The 15,141-nt window shown below is 65.2% G+C and carries 13 protein-coding genes; 4 read left to right on the top strand and 9 right to left on the bottom strand.

Going from position 1 to position 15,141, the window contains the following annotated elements:
- Nucleotides 1–4: 4 nt before the first annotated feature.
- From RS901_RS16290 to RS901_RS16260, 7 genes are all read right to left on the bottom strand, one after another.
- Nucleotides 5–1,348 (bottom strand): MFS transporter, encoded by a 1,344-nt coding sequence (locus RS901_RS16290; protein ID WP_316149819.1) that lies wholly within the window; start codon nucleotides 1,346–1,348, stop codon nucleotides 5–7.
- A gap of 510 nt (nucleotides 1,349–1,858) precedes the next feature.
- On the bottom strand, nucleotides 1,859–2,098 hold the full coding sequence (locus RS901_RS16285; protein WP_316149818.1) for an acetyl-CoA carboxylase biotin carboxyl carrier protein subunit: 240 nt from the start codon (nucleotides 2,096–2,098) through the stop codon (nucleotides 1,859–1,861).
- A 43-nt stretch (nucleotides 2,099–2,141) separates the two neighbouring features.
- Nucleotides 2,142–2,915 carry a 5-oxoprolinase subunit PxpA gene (locus tag RS901_RS16280; RefSeq protein WP_316149817.1) on the bottom strand — a complete coding sequence of 258 codons (774 nt, stop codon included), beginning with the start codon at nucleotides 2,913–2,915 and terminating at the stop codon, nucleotides 2,142–2,144.
- On the bottom strand, nucleotides 2,908–3,882 hold the full coding sequence (locus RS901_RS16275) for a biotin-dependent carboxyltransferase family protein (RefSeq protein ID WP_316149816.1): 975 nt from the start codon (nucleotides 3,880–3,882) through the stop codon (nucleotides 2,908–2,910). The genes RS901_RS16280 and RS901_RS16275 overlap by 8 nt, the downstream gene beginning before the upstream one ends.
- Nucleotides 3,879–4,667 (bottom strand): 5-oxoprolinase subunit PxpB, encoded by a 789-nt coding sequence (gene pxpB, locus RS901_RS16270; RefSeq protein ID WP_316149815.1) that lies wholly within the window; start codon nucleotides 4,665–4,667, stop codon nucleotides 3,879–3,881. The genes RS901_RS16275 and pxpB overlap by 4 nt, the downstream gene beginning before the upstream one ends.
- Nucleotides 4,664–6,085 carry an acetyl-CoA carboxylase biotin carboxylase subunit gene (locus tag RS901_RS16265; RefSeq protein ID WP_316149814.1) on the bottom strand — a complete coding sequence of 474 codons (1,422 nt, stop codon included), beginning with the start codon at nucleotides 6,083–6,085 and terminating at the stop codon, nucleotides 4,664–4,666. Before RS901_RS16265 ends, pxpB begins: the two co-directional genes overlap by 4 nt.
- A gap of 107 nt (nucleotides 6,086–6,192) precedes the next feature.
- On the bottom strand, nucleotides 6,193–6,627 hold the full coding sequence (locus RS901_RS16260) for a VOC family protein (RefSeq protein ID WP_316149813.1): 435 nt from the start codon (nucleotides 6,625–6,627) through the stop codon (nucleotides 6,193–6,195).
- A gap of 148 nt (nucleotides 6,628–6,775) precedes the next feature.
- On the opposite strand from RS901_RS16260, the gene RS901_RS16255 reads away from it, so the two are divergent.
- Entirely contained in the window at nucleotides 6,776–7,675 is a 900-nt protein-coding gene (locus tag RS901_RS16255) for a LysR family transcriptional regulator (RefSeq protein WP_316149812.1), read from the top strand.
- Nucleotides 7,676–7,791: 116 nt separating this feature from the next.
- Here the strand turns inward: RS901_RS16255 and aspA are convergent, their stop codons facing one another.
- Nucleotides 7,792–9,219 carry an aspartate ammonia-lyase gene (gene aspA, locus RS901_RS16250; RefSeq protein ID WP_316153547.1) on the bottom strand — a complete coding sequence of 476 codons (1,428 nt, stop codon included), beginning with the start codon at nucleotides 9,217–9,219 and terminating at the stop codon, nucleotides 7,792–7,794.
- A gap of 433 nt (nucleotides 9,220–9,652) precedes the next feature.
- Here aspA and RS901_RS16245 point away from each other — a divergent pair, with 433 nt between their 5' ends.
- Nucleotides 9,653–10,447 (top strand): enoyl-CoA hydratase-related protein, encoded by a 795-nt coding sequence (locus tag RS901_RS16245; RefSeq protein ID WP_316153545.1) that lies wholly within the window; start codon nucleotides 9,653–9,655, stop codon nucleotides 10,445–10,447.
- A gap of 90 nt (nucleotides 10,448–10,537) precedes the next feature.
- Here RS901_RS16245 and RS901_RS16240 read toward each other — a convergent pair whose 3' ends face one another.
- Nucleotides 10,538–11,059 (bottom strand): MarR family transcriptional regulator, encoded by a 522-nt coding sequence (locus RS901_RS16240; protein ID WP_316149811.1) that lies wholly within the window; start codon nucleotides 11,057–11,059, stop codon nucleotides 10,538–10,540.
- A 377-nt stretch (nucleotides 11,060–11,436) separates the two neighbouring features.
- Here RS901_RS16240 and RS901_RS16235 point away from each other — a divergent pair, with 377 nt between their 5' ends.
- Entirely contained in the window at nucleotides 11,437–13,458 is a 2,022-nt protein-coding gene (locus RS901_RS16235; protein WP_316149810.1) for an NADPH-dependent 2,4-dienoyl-CoA reductase, read from the top strand.
- Nucleotides 13,459–13,483: 25 nt separating this feature from the next.
- Complete coding sequence (locus RS901_RS16230) at nucleotides 13,484–15,127, top strand: AMP-binding protein (protein ID WP_316149809.1); 1,644 nt, start codon at nucleotides 13,484–13,486, stop codon at nucleotides 15,125–15,127.
- Nucleotides 15,128–15,141: the final 14 nt, after the last annotated feature.

The following is a 15,141-nucleotide window of genomic DNA, read 5'->3' as shown; positions in this document are numbered from 1 at the left end:
CGCATTAGCGCAGCGCCTCGCGCGCGGTTTCCCTGACGCGCAGCAGCCCAAGCAATGCGATGCCCGAGCCGCCCATCAGCAGGTACGCGGGCGAGAGCAGGTTGCCGGTGGCGCCGATCAGCGCGGTAGCCACATATGGCGTCACGCCCCCGCCGAGGATGGCGCCAAGGTTGAAGCTGAAGGCCATGCCGGAATAACGCACGCGGGTCGGGAACTGTTCGGCGTAGGTGGGATAGCCGACGGACTGCACGATCGGCATCGGCAGCGCCACGATCAGCATGGCGAGGAGGGCCAGGCCGATATTCTGCTGGTCCATCAGCGTCATCATCGGCACCACCAGCACGATGTAGCCGACAAAGCCGATGGCGAGCACCTTGCGCCGGCCCAGGCGGTCGGAAAGGGCGCCCCAGAACGGCATCAGCACCGCCATGGTGAGGCTGACGAAGGCCATGATCCAGTAGACGCTAGCCTTGTCGTACTTGAGGTAGGTGGTCATGTAGATGTTCATGAACACCAGGCCCACCCAGTAGCCCACATTCTGCCCGAAGGACAACACCAGCACCTTGAGCACCGCGGGCGTGTGCTGGCTGAACACTTCCTTCAGCGGTGCCTTGGGCGGTTCGTTGTGTTGCTGGAAATGCTGGAATGCCACCGACTCTTCCACGCGCTTACGCACCAGGAACGAGATCATCACCATCGGGATGGCGCTCAGGAACGGGATGCGCCAGCCCCATGCCGTCATGGCTTCGCTGCCGAGGATGGAGGTGGTCAGCCCGCACACGGTTGCCGCCAGTGCGCCGCCGATGGCCACACCCACCGGCGTGAACGCGCCGAAGAAGCCGCGCCTGCCGGATGGTGCCGATTCGGCCACGTATGCCGCCGCGCCCGTGACTTCGCCGCCGGCGAAGAACCCTTGCACCAGCCGGATCAGCAGTAGCAACAGCGGCGCCGCAAGGCCCGCGCTCGCGGCAACGGGCAGCACGCCGATGGCGGCAGTGGCAACGCCCATGCCGATCACGGTGACCAGCAGCACGGCGCGTCGGCCGATGCGGTCGCCGAGCCGGCCCAGCACGATGCCGCCGATCGGGCGCATCAGGAAGGCGCTGCCGAAAACCGCCAGGATCGCCAGCAGCGACGCGGTGGCGTTGTCGCCCGGAAAGAACAGCGGCCCGATGGTGGCGGCCAGGTAGCCATAGATGCCGAATTCGTAGTACTCGATGGCTGTGCCGGCAGCGGCGGCCACCGCGGCCTTGCGGGCCACGGCGACATCGCCGGTGACTGGGGCCGAGATGGGGGCCGAGGCAGGGGCATCCGCCAGCGGCAGCGTGGAAGTGGGGGCGTTGGACATGATCACGTTTCCAGAAACAGGGTGAAAGAAGCCGCGCCGGCTGCCGGTGGCAGCCTGCGGATCCCGGGGTCTGAGCATGAATACCGGTACGCTGCGCCGCTGTAATCGCGGCTGTGTACCTGTTGTTGTTAATGGACTGCCTGCTTTGTCAGGTCAGTCCTTGCTGCATTCACAGCCTTAATGCACGCATGGAAGCGCTGGTTTTATTCAGCAACAAGCGTGCCAGTCAAAATCAACTGTGAAATTCCGTGGGAATAAGCGCGACTTGTCCTGGTCGGTGATGACCATCCATTTTGCTGTCTCCTTTTATTCGGTTGCGCCAGAATGAACTGTCTGGGTGCATGCCGTGTTCTCTTGCGGGGCACGGCATGCACTGCTGCCGCCGTATTACTGCCTGTTCATTGCTTCAGTACGGGCAGCTCATTAACGAGGTAATTCGCGTGCTCCCGTTCAGATAACGCATCAACAGCTACTGTCATTCCCGCGAAGGCGGGAACGACGGTGGTTAAATCAGCCCGCCGGAATAAACGCGCCCAATACCTGCCCTTCCTCGACCGGCTCACCCTCACCAACCAGGTACTCAGCCACATAACCGTCGGCGGGCGCTTCCACGGGAATTTCCATTTTCATGGATTCAATAATCACCAGCGTGGCATCGCGCGCTTGCGCAACATTTGGCGCGGCCACGATCTTCCACAACGTACCGGTGGTCTCCGCGACGATGGGCAAGGCGTTCGGTTGGTCTGGCATTGGGGGCTCTTGATTTGTTGATCTGGATTAGGGATGGAGGCAGTCAGCGAACCGCCGTGGTACGCGGGGCGCGGACCGTGATGCCTTCGGCCTCCAGAGCGGCGCGAATATCGCGCGCGAAGCCGGCCGCGCCGGGCTGATCGCCATGGATGCACAGCGTGTCGGCGCGCACCGGCACGTCGGTGCCCTGCTGCGAGCGCACCACGCCGTCGCGGACCATGCGCAGCACCTGCGCCACCGCGGTGCCGACGTCGGTGATCATCGCGCCGGGCTGTCCGCGCGGCGTCAGCGATCCGTCCGCCTGGTAGCTGCGGTCGGCAAATACTTCCTCGGCGACCGCCAGGCCGGTCTCCCGTGCGGCGCGCACCATTGCCGAGCCGGCCAGGCCAAAGAACAGCAGGGCAGGGTTCACGTCGCGCACGGCTTCAGCAAGGGCGCGCGCCATGCCGTCGTCGCGCGCCGCCATGTTGTACAGCGCGCCGTGGGGTTTTACATGGGCGAGGCAACTGCCGGCGGCGCGGGCAAAGGCCTGCACCGCGCCGACCTGGTAGACGGTCAGGTTGTAGATCTCGCCTGCCGACAGCGTCATGGCGCGGCGGCCGAAGCCCTGCAGGTCGGCAAAGCCGGGATGCGCGCCAACCGCCACGCCCCGGGCCACCGCGGCCCGCACCGTCGCGGCGATGGTCTGCGGATCGCCGGCATGCAGGCCGCAGGCGATGTTGGCGGAGCTGATATGGTGCAGCACCGCCGCGTCATCGCCAAGGCGGTAGATGCCAAAGCTTTCGCCCAGGTCGCTGTTGAAATCGATCTTAGCCATGGCCGCGCTCCAACGCCGCGAAGGCCGCATCCTGCAACTGCGCGAGCCGTTGCGCTTCCTCCAGCTCGACCACGGTGAAGCGCACGCTCTCACCGGGCATGCGCTGCGCCAGCCGCGGCAGGTCCACGGCGCAGACATGGGCGATCTTGGGATAGCCGCCGGTGGTCTGGCGGTCTGCCATCAGCACGATCGGCTGGCCGTCGGGCGGCACCTGGATCGTGCCGAATGCCACCGCTTCGGACCACATCTCGCGCGGCGAGGACAGGGCCAGCGCCGGCCCTTCGAGGCGGTAGCCCATCCGGTCGGACTGCGCACCGATACGGAACTCCGCGCTGGTGAATGCCGCCAGCGCGGCGGCGCTGAAGGCATCCCACTCGCGCCCGCGCACCACGCGCAGCGGGGCCTCGGGCGCTGCCACGATGCCGGCGGCGAAGCGCGCCTGCGGCAGAGCCTCGGGCAGCGCGGCACGCGGGGCGCACAAGCCGATCACATCGGCCTTGCGCAGCGGCTTGCCCTGCAAGCCGCCATATCCGCCACGCACGAAGGTGCTGTGGCTGTTCATGACCGGATCCAGCGCAAAGCCGCCTGCCACTGCCAGGTAGGCGCGCAGCCCGCTCTTGCGCTTGCCGAAGCTCAGCGTCGCGCCGGCCGGCACCACGCATGCCTGCGCGGTGGGCAGCGGCGTGCCGTCGATGCTTGCGTCGAGATCGGCGCCGCAGACCCCCACGGCAGTGGCCGCGTCAAAGCGCAGCGTGGGGCCCATCAGTGTGATCTCCAGGGTCGCGGTGTCCTGCGTATTGCCGACCAGCGCATTGGCCAGCCGATGCGCGCGCTCGTCCATGACGCCGTTGGCGGGCACGCCGAGCTGCTGGTAGCCGACGCGGCCGAGGTCCTGGAACGTGCTCAGCGCACCGGGCTTGATCACCTCGATGGCGGCGCCGGTTGGTTGTACCGGTGTAGTGGTCATCGAATCGCTCCATGGGCCGGTGAGGGGGTGCCTTGCGACGCGGCAATGTCGTCGAACTGTGCGGCCGAGACCGGCACGAAGCGCACCTGGTCGCCTGCATTGAGCAGGCAAGGCGCATCGCGGTGCGGATCGAACAAGGCCAGTGGCGTGCGCCCGATCAGGTTCCAGCCGCCGGGCAGCACCATCGGATAGATCACGGACTGGCAGTTGGCCAGCCCGATCGAGCCGGCGGGCACGGCGGTGCGCGGCGTGGTGCGCCGTGGCGGGGCCAGGCGTGCGTCGAACTTGCCCACATACGGGTGGCCGGGCGCGAAACCCAGCATCAGCACATCGACCGGCGCCGCACTATGCAGCGCGATCACAGCATCGGGCGCGAGCCCGCAGCTTGCGGCCACCTCCTCAAGATCAGGCCCGTGGTCGCCGCCGTAGCAGACCGGGATCTCGAACACGCGAGTGGAGGCGGTCAAGGCGCCGAGTGGCTCGGCAAGCAGCACGGACAGCGCTGCGCTCAGCGCCTGGAACGGTGCCGTGCCTGGCGCGGCGCTAACGGCGGACGGACGGTAGTGGATGCCCACGGTCGCCAGCGCGGGCACGACATCGGTCACGCCCGGCAATGCGGCGGCACCAATGCGCGCCGCCGCGGCGCAGGCTTGTCGATTGGCAGTGCTCAATGCGGTGGCATCACGGCCGGCCTCGAATGCAACCACGAGCAGGCGATCGCCCGACGGTTCGATGCGCCACGGGATGGCCGCGGCGGGTGCCATGTCGAGAGGCAGCGCGTTCATGGTTGCACCTCGGGCTGCACCTCGCTGGCGACGGCAGGCGCAGCCGCGTGCGGCGCCGCGCTCGCGCCGATCAGCCGGGCGCTCTCGCGCGTGACGAAGCCGTTATCGACCTGGCCCGCGCGGAAGTCGGGGTGCGCCAGCACGTTGCCAAGGAACTCGACGTTATGGCGAATCCCTTCGATGCGCGTCTGCGCCAGCGCGTCCAGCATCGCCTGGCGCGCAGACTCGCGCCCGGCGCCGTGCGTGATCAGCTTGGCGATCATCGGGTCGTAGTAGGGCGTGATGGTGTCGCCCGCGCGCACGCCGGTGTCGACGCGCAACGCCGGCATCGCTGGCAGCGCGAAGGCCGACAGCTTGCCCGGCGACGGCATGAAATGGCGGGCCGGGTTTTCGGCATATAGCCGGCACTCGATCGCCGCGCCCTGGCGGCGGATGTCGGCTTGCGCAACCCGCGCGAGGGTGCCGGCTGCAAGCCGGATCTGCGCCTGCACCAAGTCCCAGCCGGTGACCGCCTCGGTGACACCGTGCTCGACCTGGATGCGGGTATTCATCTCGAGAAAGAAGAACTCGCCGCTGTCGGCATCGACGATGAACTCGACCGTGCCGGCACCGCGGTAGCGTTGCGATTCGGCCAGCGCGACGGCCGCGGCAGTCATGCGTGCCAGCACTGCGGGCGGCAGGCCGGGTGCCGGGCTTTCTTCGATGATCTTCTGGAAGCGGCGCTGCACCGAGCATTCACGCTCGAACAGATGCACTGCCGTGCCGTCGCCATAGCCAAATACCTGGACTTCGATATGGCGTGCGCGCGCGACGTAGCGCTCCAGGTAAACGCTGCCGTCGCCGAAGGCCTTGAGCGCGAGCGCCTGCGTGGAGGCCGCCGTGGCTGCCAGCGTGTCGGGGCTATCGACGCGTTTCATGCCGATGCCGCCGCCACCGCCTGCGGCCTTGACCAGCAGCGGATAGCCGACTTGCGCGGCAGCGTCTTCCAACCCGGCCAGCTCACCGGGCAGGAAGCGGATGCTGCCCGGCAGAACCGGCACCCCACAGGCGGCCGCGATCTCGCGCGCGCGGTTCTTGTCCCCCATGTTTTCGATCGATTCGACCGAAGGCCCGATCCAGCGCATGCCGGCGGCCTCGGCGGCCTGGGCAAAGGCAGTGTTCTCGGAGAGGAAGCCGTAGCCCGGATGCACGCCGTCGGCGCCATGCGCCAGCCCGGCTGCCAGGACGGCTTCGGTATTCAGATAGCTTTGTGCCGCGGGGGCGGGGCCGATGGGCACGGCCACGTCGGCCATCTGGCAATGCAGGGCACCGGTGTCGGCCTCGGAACACACGGCCACGGTCTCGATGCCAAGCGCCTGCGCGGCGCGGATGATGCGACAGGCAATCTCGCCGCGATTGGCTACCAGGATTCTTCGCATGTCAGACTCTTGCTGCTTGGGGGCGGACACGCGGCGCTGCTTTGGCGCCGCGTGGAATGCCGGCCTGCGGGCCGGTCGGGGCGCGGCGTGGCCGCGCGTTTGCAGACTTACTTGGCGAACAGTGAGGCGATATTGGCAAATGCCTTCAGCTCCAGCGCATTACCCGACGGGTCCAGGAAGAACATGGTGGCCTGCTCGCCAACCTCACCCTTGAAGCGGATATGCGGTTCGATGATGAACTGCATGCCGGCGGCCTTGAGCTTGTCGGCAGCCGCCTGCCAGTCGTGCATTGGCAGCACCACGCCGAAGTGGCGCACCGGCACGGCATCGCCATCCACGGCGCTGGTATGGCGATGGCCGCATTCTTCCGGCGCCAGGTGGGCCACGATCTGGTGGCCGTAGAAGTTGAAGTCGACCCAGTCTTCCGAGCTGCGGCCTTCGGGGCAGCCCAGCAACTCGCCATAGAATTCGCGCGCGCTGGCGATGCTGTGGACCGGGAAGGCCAGGTGGAACGGGGGCAGGACTGCGGTGGATTCGCTCATGGTGTGGAGACTCTTGGCAATGGATGTGTGGTGGGGGGCGTGCGGCGCGTGGCAACGCACCGCCCTGGAACCAAAGTCTATGCATGGCAAAAAATTAATAAAAGCGATATATTTTTGAGCTTAGCTCCACGAAAATTGATGAATCGACATGTTGCGAGAACTGCGCACTTTTATCGCCGTCGCCCGCCACGGGACCTTCGCCAACGCCGGCGCACATATTGGCCTGACGCAGTCGGCCGTCAGCGCGCAGATCCAGCGGCTGGAGTCAGAGCTCGGTTTCGCGCTGTTCGACCGCACCGGCCGTTCAGCGCGCCTGAACACCGCCGGGCGCGAAACGCTGGCGCTGGCCGAGGAGCTGGTCGTGCTTTACGAGCGGATCGGCCACCAGGGCCTCGACATCCAGGGCTCGGGCATGGTGCGCATCGGTGCCATCGCCTCGGCGCAAGCCACCTTCCTGGCCGATGCCATTGCCGCGTTCCGGGCCGAACTGCCCGGCTGCCGTGTGCGCATGGTGCCCGGCGTTTCGCTCAACCTGCTCGGCCAGGTCGACGCCGGCGAGATCGACATCGCCGTCATGATCCGGCCGCCCTATGCGTTGCCCGCCGAACTGGAATGGCGCCCGCTGCTGGAAGAGCCCTTCGAACTGCTGGCGCCCGCCGCGCAGGCCAGCATGGACTGGAGGGACGCAATTTCCACGGCGCCCTTTATCCGCTATGACCGGGCTTCGTTCGGCGGCAGGCTGGTCGACCAGTTCCTGCGCAAGCAACGAATCGTGCCTCAGGAAGCCATCGAGCTCGACGAACTCGAAGGCATCGTGCAACTGGTGGCGCGCGGGCTCGGCGTGGGCCTGTTGCCTCGCATGCTTGCCGGTGGCGCGCGGCCGCCGGGCGTGACGGCACTACCGCTTGGCGACGACACGTTCTATCGCGAGGTGGGACTCGTCGAGCGCGCGCGGCACAGCCGGCAGCCAGTCGCGAGCCGGCTTGCCGACCATATCGGCAAGGCGGCGCAGGCGATGGTGGCGTCGGATCGAAGCGATCGGCCCTGACCTGCAGCGCAGGTTCCGTGTCTTCGGGCGCGGCGGGGCGATCTTCTATGGGCTGTCGGTGCTCGACATCGCCCTGTCGGACATCTCATTCTGCACGGAGAGCAAGGGAATCCTGCTCAGTGCGCCTTCCCACGAAAGTCCAGCGGCACCGGCTGGGTCAGCGTCTCGGGGCGCAGGATGCGGTCGAGCTCCTCTTTCGACAGCAAGCTCTTGCGCAAGACGATTTCATAGACGCTGCCGCCCGTGGCGTGCGCTTCCTGCGCAACGGCGGTGGCGTTCGCATAGCCGATGTAGGGGTTTAGCGCCGTCACGACGCCGATCGAGTTCTCGACAGTGGCGCGCAGCCGGTCGGCATTCGCGGTGATGCCTTTGACGCAGCGATCGGCGAGCGTCAGGCAGCCGTTGCGCAGATGGCTGACGCTCTTGAACAGACTGTGCGCGATGATCGGCTCGAACGCATTGAGCTGGAGCTGGCCGGCCTCGGCCGCAAAGCTGACGGTGACGTCATTGCCGATGACTTCGAAGGCGATCTGATTCACGACTTCGGGGATCACCGGATTCACCTTGCCGGGCATGATGCTGGAGCCGGCCTGCATCGGCGGCAGGTTGATCTCGCCCAGGCCAGCGCGCGGACCGCTGGACAACAGCCTCAGGTCGTTACAGGTCTTCGATAACTTCACGGCAACGCGCTTCAACACGCCGGAGAGCTGCACGAAGGCGCCGCAGTCCTGCGTGGCCTCGATCAGATTGGGTGCGGTCTCCAGCGGGATGCCGGTGATCTCGCGCAGACGCCGCAGTACCACGGGCGCATACGATGGATGCGCGGTGATGCCGGTGCCGATCGCGGTGGCCCCAAGGTTGACCTCGCAGATCAGCATCGCGGCTTCGCGCAGGCGCGCCTCGTCCTCTCCGAGCATCACGGCGTAGGTGCTGAATTCCTGGCCGAGCGTCATTGGCACGGCATCCTGCAGCTGAGTGCGGCCCATCTTGATGATGTGTGCGAACTCGTCGGCCTTCGCCTCGAAGGCCCGCCGCAGCACCGCCATGGCGTCCACAAGACCGGCGATACCAAACCACGTAGCGACCTTCAGCGCGCTCGGGTAGACATCGTTGGTGCTCTGGCCGATGTTGACGTGCTCGTTCGGGTGCAGGTGCTGGTACTCGCCCTTCTGATGGCCGAGGAGTTCGAGCGCGCGGTTGGCGATCACCTCATTGGCGTTCATGTTGGTCGAGGTGCCGGCGCCGCCCTGAATCACATCGACGACGAACTGGTCGTGCAGCTTTCCGGCAATCAGCTCCTGGCAGGCGCCAACGATTGCATCGCAGCGCGCCTTGTCGAGCAGGCCCAGCTCATGGTTGGCCTGCGCCGCGGCCTGCTTGATCGCGGCCAGCGCCTTGATTAGCTCCGGGTAGATGGAGATCGGGGTGCCCGTGATAGGGAAATTCTCGATGGCGCGCAACGTATGCACGCCATAGTAGGCCTGGACAGGGACTTCACGGTCGCCCAGGAGGTCATGTTCGGTTCTGAAGGGTCCGGCAGTCATGGTTACGCTCCTCGCGTAAATTTGTTTCAGCACTGCTGCCGAAGTCTAGGGAATCGGCCGCACCTGCACCACGTTCGATGCCAAGATTTCATGGGTGTCGCAGCGCAGTGCATGGTTATGCGGAAATGGCATAACCGGGATTCGGTTCTACCGGCCGCCTGCGCACTTGCGAGAGCCGCGTAGCCAAAACTGTCCTGAAGGCCGTGCAATGGTCCGCCCTCGATCCAGCATATGTGACAACATGATGTCGGTAATAGTCGACATTGATCGAAGGTATTGGTCGAAGATAGGTTCAGTGTTTTCAATGTAAGTAAAGATATTGACATAATTGGTTGGGTCTCTTACGATTGCCGCGTTCCAGCCGAGCGCCTGCTCGGCGACGACCTGAGCGACTTAACTGGCAAATCGACACAGCATTCCCACGGGGGTCATGATGAAATTCACCAGCATCGAGTTCACTCTAAAAGAGGGCGTGGCGACGATCACGCTGAACCGGCCGGACAAGCTCAACAGCCTCGATGAAGCGACCATGGTCGAGCTTGGCCAGGCGCTGGCCATCGTGGAGGGAAGTCCTGAAGTGCGGGTCCTGGTCCTGACCGGAGCCGGGCGAGCCTTCTGCGCAGGCCAGGACCTGGCCGATCCGGCCATGCAGGTGGTTGATGGCAAGCTGCCTGACATCGGCGCGCTGGTGGAGCGGCATTTCAAGCCGACGGTCATGCGCCTGCAGAACCTGCAGGTCCCGACCATTGCCGCGGTGAACGACCTCGCGGCCGGCGGCGGCGCATCGCTGGCACTGGCGTGCGACCTGGTCGTGGCGGCGAAATCGGCCTATTTCCTGCAGGCGTTTTCCCGGATCGGGCTGACACCGGATACCGGCAGCACCTGGTTCCTGGTGCACAAGGTGGGAATGCAGCGGGCGCTCGGTCTCGCTTGCCTGGCTGACAAGCTCCCCGCTGAAAAAGCAGCGGAGTGGGGTTTGATCTGGCAGGTATTCGACGACGGGCAGTTCAGCGCGGAGGTGGATCGCCTTGCTGCCCAGGTGGCCGCCATGCCCACCAAGGCACTGGTGCGCACGCGCCAGCTGATGCACGCGGCCCGCGGCCACACCCTGGAGCAGCAGCTCTCGATGGAGGCCACCTACATTCGCGAAATGGGCTGGAGTGAGGACTACCAGGAAGGCGTAAGCGCCTTTACCGAGAAGCGCCCGGCCAGATTCACGGGCCGCTGAGCTAGTTCATTTATCCCGTCTTTTTTCGGCCGTCCGGATGTCATCCGCACGGCCGAAAAGCATTCGCCCGCGCGGAGCAGTCCGGAGTGCTCAGTCTTGCCCCGAGGTAACCGGCTGGTCCAGTTTGTCTCCGGAGCTCTCTTCGTCAAGGCTGACGCTCGTCATCCCTGCATTGAGCTGGTTCAGGAAGTGAACCAGTGACACCTTGTCGTCGAAGCGGAAACTCGTCAGCGCCTGGCGATAGAACTCATAGATCTTCGGCTGCAGGCTGTTCCAGAATTCCCGCCCCTTGGGCGTCAGCACGACCTTCTTGGCGCGCCTGTCCACCGTGTCTGCCACGCGGATAACGTGGTCATCACGCTCCAGCCTTTTCAGCACGCCATCCAGGCTCTGCCGGCTCACGACCAGGTACTCCGCAAGATCTGAGAACGACATGCCGTCCGCCACTTGCGAGCGCGACAGCGCGCCAAGCACGGACCACTGGACCGTGGTGATGCCAAGCGCCTTGATCGTCTGCCTGTCCAGCGTATTGCCCGCCTGGAACAAGCGAAAGAACAGCCGGTTGTGAACTGACGAGACGGACTGGTCGTACGAGGGGTCGATGTTTGTCATGGATTGGCTCGAGGCCGGCGCCGGTCATGCGCAGCGCCGTAACGCCGTCTATTTTAAGGCGCCGCGAGGCGCGCACCTATTTTGATGCCGGCCCGGCGGTCACGCCGGGGCCGTGCCAGCGCGCTTCGGCCTCGGCTGGCGGTACGTACGGGTGCCAGACGCGGGACGGCAGCACTGCATCCATGTGCTCATTACGCAATATCCGTTCTCCAAAGTATGACATGTAAGTGATATGAGGTGCGTCGTGTTTCGCCTTATAACGCGGAATAGATCGGGAATTCCCCCAGCTCTGCCATAAAAATACATCAAGATCTTGACGTATATTCCGGGCGTGCCTAGTATGTGTTCAACCCTCTCAAAACATAACGAGACACCCCATGCAGACGCTCGACAAGATCCTTACCCCGCTGACCGTCGGCTCGACCGTGCTGGCCAACCGCATGGTCATGGGGGCGATGCATACGCGACTTGAGACGCTGGATCGCCCCGATGAACGACTTGCAGCGTTCTACGCTGCCAGGGCTGCGGGAGAAATCGGCCTGATCCTGAGCGGCGGCTTCTCCCCGAACCCGGAAGGCGTGATGGAAGAAGGCGGCCCGATGTTCAACAGCCCGGATCAGCTCGATGAGCACCGGGCGGTGACGCAGGCAGTGCATCAGGCCGGCGGCAAGATCATCCTGCAGATCCTTCACGCCGGCCGCTATGCCAAGGTGCCGACTTGTGTCGCGCCGTCGCCGGGCAAGGCGCGGATCAACACCTATCCGCCCCACGCGCTGAGCACCGAAGAGGTGTGGCGCACCGTCGCCGACTTCGTCAACACCGCGGCGCTTGCTGTTGAGGCGGGTTACGACGGCGTTGAGATCATGGGATCGGAGGGCTATCTGATCAATGAATTCACCGCGGCCCTGACCAACCAGCGCAGCGACGAATTCGGCGGCAGCCTCGAGGGGCGCATCCGCTTCCCGCTCGAGGTGGTGCGCGCAGTCCGCGAACGCCTCGGGCAGGCCCCGATGCTGATCTATCGAATCTCCTCGATTGACCTGGTCGAAGGCGGCATGACCGGCGCGGAGATCGCTTCGTTCGCCAGGCAAGTTGAAGCGGCGGGCGCGGACATGATCAATACCGGCGTCGGCTGGCACGAATCCGCAGTGCCGACGATCGGCGCCACCGTGCCACGCGCGGCATGGCGCGACGCCATCCGCAATGTCAAGCAATCGGTCGGCATTCCGGTGATGGCATCGAATCGCATCAACACGCCGGAAGTGGCCGAGGAGCTGATTGCGTCTGGGGTGGCGGACCTCGTCTCCATGGCACGCCCGCTGCTGGCGGATCCGGACTTTGCCAAAAAGGCGCGCCTGGGCATCACCAACGAAATCAACACCTGCATCGCCTGCAACCAGGCCTGCCTTGACCGCATCTTCACAGAGCGCACCGCAACCTGCCTGGTGAATCCGCGCGCCGGCCGCGAGATCGAGTTCCCGATCGGGCTGGCGTTGAAGCGCAAGCGGATCGGCGTGGTCGGCGGTGGCCCCGCCGGGATGGCCTTCGCGATCAATGCCGCGGAGCGTGGGCATGACGTCACGCTGTTCGAAGCCGACCAGCAACTGGGTGGCCAGCTGAACCTGGCCAAGTCGGTGCCGGGCAAGGCCGAGTTCCACGAAATGCTGCGGTACTTCCGCGTCCGGCTGGAAAAGCTTGGCGTCACGCTGCGCCTGGGCAAGCCGGCCACTGCGGACGACCTGATCGGGGGCGCGTTCGACGAGATCGTGCTGGCGACCGGCGTCAGGCCGCGCGTGCCGGACTTCGCTGGTGTCGACCATCCGAAAGCTGTGTCCTATATCGATGTCCTGTCCGGCAAGGTCGAGGTCGGCCGGCGGGTCGCGATCATCGGGGCAGGGGGCATCGGCTTCGATGTCGCCGAGTTCCTGCTGGGAGATGCCGAGGAGTCGCTCGATGCGCAAGCATTCTTCCGCGCCTGGGGCGTGGACGCATCGAATTCGAACTCCGGCGGACTCGCACCCGCGGCGGACCATCCCGCACCGCGGCGCAGCGTCCACATGTTCCAGCGCAAGGCGGAGCCGCTTGGCAAGCGCCTCGGCAAATCGACCGGCTGGATCCTCAAGGCGAAGCTGCGCAAGGCCAATATCGCCATGACCGCCGGTGCCACCTACGACGCCATCAACGATGAAGGGCTGCACTACACGGTCGATGGCAAGGCGCATGTGCTGCCGGTGGACCACGTGGTGCTGTGCGCGGGCCAGAACTCCAATCGCGATCTCTACGACCAGCTCAAGGCCCGGGGCGCAGCGCCAAGGCTGATCGGTGGCGCCGATGTCGCCAGCGAGCTGGATGCCCTGCGGGCCATCGACCAGGCCACCCGACTTGCCGTCGCAGTTTAAGTAAAAACAGCAGCCGGAGACACCAATGCTGACGAAATACGATCAAGGCCTGCATAAACGCCAGGCGAACTTCGTACCCCTGACACCGCTGCATTTCCTGCGCCGCGCGGCGGATGTCTTCCCCGACCGGGATGCGGTCATTTACCAGGACCGGCGCTATTCGTGGCGCCAGTACGCGGACCGGTGCTACCAGCTGGCCCGGGCGCTGATCACCGCCGGCGTGGAGCGGGGCGATACGGTCTCCATCATTGCCCCCAACGTTCCCGAGATGCTGGAGGCCCACTTTGGCGTGCCGCTTTCGGGCGCCGTGCTGAACAGCATCAATATCCGCCTTGACGCGCCCGCCATTGCGTTCATCCTGCAGCATTCGGAAACGCGCATCCTGCTGGCCGATACGCAATTCGCCGCAACCGTGCGGGAGGCGGTGGCGCAGACCGGCATGCCGATCCAGGTGATCGACATCCGGGATCCGGCCTCCGGCGCGGAAGACACGGTCGGCGCCGTCGACTACGAGGCCTTCCTGGCATCGGCAGCTGACGTCGAGTTGCGATATCCGGAGGACGAATGGGATGCCATTGCGCTGAACTACACCTCCGGTACCACGGGCAGCCCCAAGGGCGTGGTCTACCACCATCGCGGTGCCTACCTGAACGCCCTGGGCCAATCGATCAATGCCGGACTGGCCGGCGCCGACCCGGTCTACCTATGGACGCTGCCGCTGTTCCACTGCAACGGATGGTGCTTTGCCTGGGCCATGGCCGCCATGGGCGGCACCCATATCTGCCTGCGCAAGGTGGTGGCAACGGATATCTACGACGCCATCGCCACGCATGGCGTGACGCACCTGTGTTGCGCGCCGACCGTGCTCGATTTCCTGATCGACGGCAAGCCTGAAGGCTGGTCGAAGCCGTCGCGGCCGATCCGGATCGTCTGTGCCGGGGCCTCGCCGCCGACGGCGGTCCTGCGCAGGATCTCGGCCCTCGGCTTTGCGTTGCTGCACGTATACGGCATGACGGAAATGCACGGCGTCAACACCCTGTGCCAGCCGCAGCGGGAATGGGAAGGCGAAGGCGAGGACGGCTACTTCTCGCACCTGTCGCGCCAGGGTGTGCGCAGCGTGGTGATGGAAGAGATGATGGTGGTCGATGCCGCCTTCAACCAGATCCCGCGCGACGGCAAGGCCATTGGCGAAGTGATGTTCCGCGGCAACCTGGCCATGAAGGGATACCTGAAGAATCCCGAGGCCACCGAGGAAGCGTTCGCCGACGGCTGGTACCACACCGGTGACCTGGCTGTCGTCCACGGCGACGGCTATATCGAAATCAAGGATCGCGCCAAGGACATCATTATTTCCGGCGGCGAGAACATTTCCTCGCTTGAGGTCGAGGAGGTGCTCTATACCCATCCGGCAGTGCAGAACGCGGCGGTCGTGGCCGTCCCCGATGCGAAGTGGGGCGAGGTGCCGTGCGCGATGCTGGAACTCAAGCCCGAATACGCCGGCACGCTCAACGCGGAGGACGTCATCCAGTACTGCCGCCAGCGGCTGCCCGGATTCAAGACGCCCCGTCACGTCGTATTCGAACCCTTGCCGCGTACGGCAACGGGCAAGCTCCAGAAGTTTGCGCTGCGCAAGATGGCCGCGGAAATCTTGTCGAATCGAATTCAGTAGAAATGGAAGCAGGA

Source organism: Cupriavidus sp. BIC8F, from assembly GCF_032465815.1.
Classification (GTDB): domain Bacteria; phylum Pseudomonadota; class Gammaproteobacteria; order Burkholderiales; family Burkholderiaceae; genus Cupriavidus; species Cupriavidus necator.
This window is presented reverse-complemented; position numbering and strand designations above follow the sequence as displayed.

Bases quoted from the DNA above. Each gene is read 5' to 3' on its own strand.
- RS901_RS16290 (WP_316149819.1), bottom strand. From the start codon at position 1,348: ATGTCCAACGCCCCCACTTCCACGCTGCCGCTGGCGGATGCCCCTGCC.
- RS901_RS16285 (WP_316149818.1), bottom strand. From the start codon at position 2,098: ATGCCAGACCAACCGAACGCCTTGCCCATCGTCGCGGAGACCACCGGT.
- RS901_RS16280 (WP_316149817.1), bottom strand. From the start codon at position 2,915: ATGGCTAAGATCGATTTCAACAGCGACCTGGGCGAAAGCTTTGGCATC.
- RS901_RS16275 (WP_316149816.1), bottom strand. From the start codon at position 3,882: ATGACCACTACACCGGTACAACCAACCGGCGCCGCCATCGAGGTGATC.
- pxpB (WP_316149815.1), bottom strand. From the start codon at position 4,667: ATGAACGCGCTGCCTCTCGACATGGCACCCGCCGCGGCCATCCCGTGG.
- RS901_RS16265 (WP_316149814.1), bottom strand. From the start codon at position 6,085: ATGCGAAGAATCCTGGTAGCCAATCGCGGCGAGATTGCCTGTCGCATC.
- RS901_RS16260 (WP_316149813.1), bottom strand. From the start codon at position 6,627: ATGAGCGAATCCACCGCAGTCCTGCCCCCGTTCCACCTGGCCTTCCCG.
- RS901_RS16255 (WP_316149812.1), top strand. From the start codon at position 6,776: ATGTTGCGAGAACTGCGCACTTTTATCGCCGTCGCCCGCCACGGGACC.
- aspA (WP_316153547.1), bottom strand. From the start codon at position 9,219: ATGACTGCCGGACCCTTCAGAACCGAACATGACCTCCTGGGCGACCGT.
- RS901_RS16245 (WP_316153545.1), top strand. From the start codon at position 9,653: ATGAAATTCACCAGCATCGAGTTCACTCTAAAAGAGGGCGTGGCGACG.
- RS901_RS16240 (WP_316149811.1), bottom strand. From the start codon at position 11,059: ATGACAAACATCGACCCCTCGTACGACCAGTCCGTCTCGTCAGTTCAC.
- RS901_RS16235 (WP_316149810.1), top strand. From the start codon at position 11,437: ATGCAGACGCTCGACAAGATCCTTACCCCGCTGACCGTCGGCTCGACC.
- RS901_RS16230 (WP_316149809.1), top strand. From the start codon at position 13,484: ATGCTGACGAAATACGATCAAGGCCTGCATAAACGCCAGGCGAACTTC.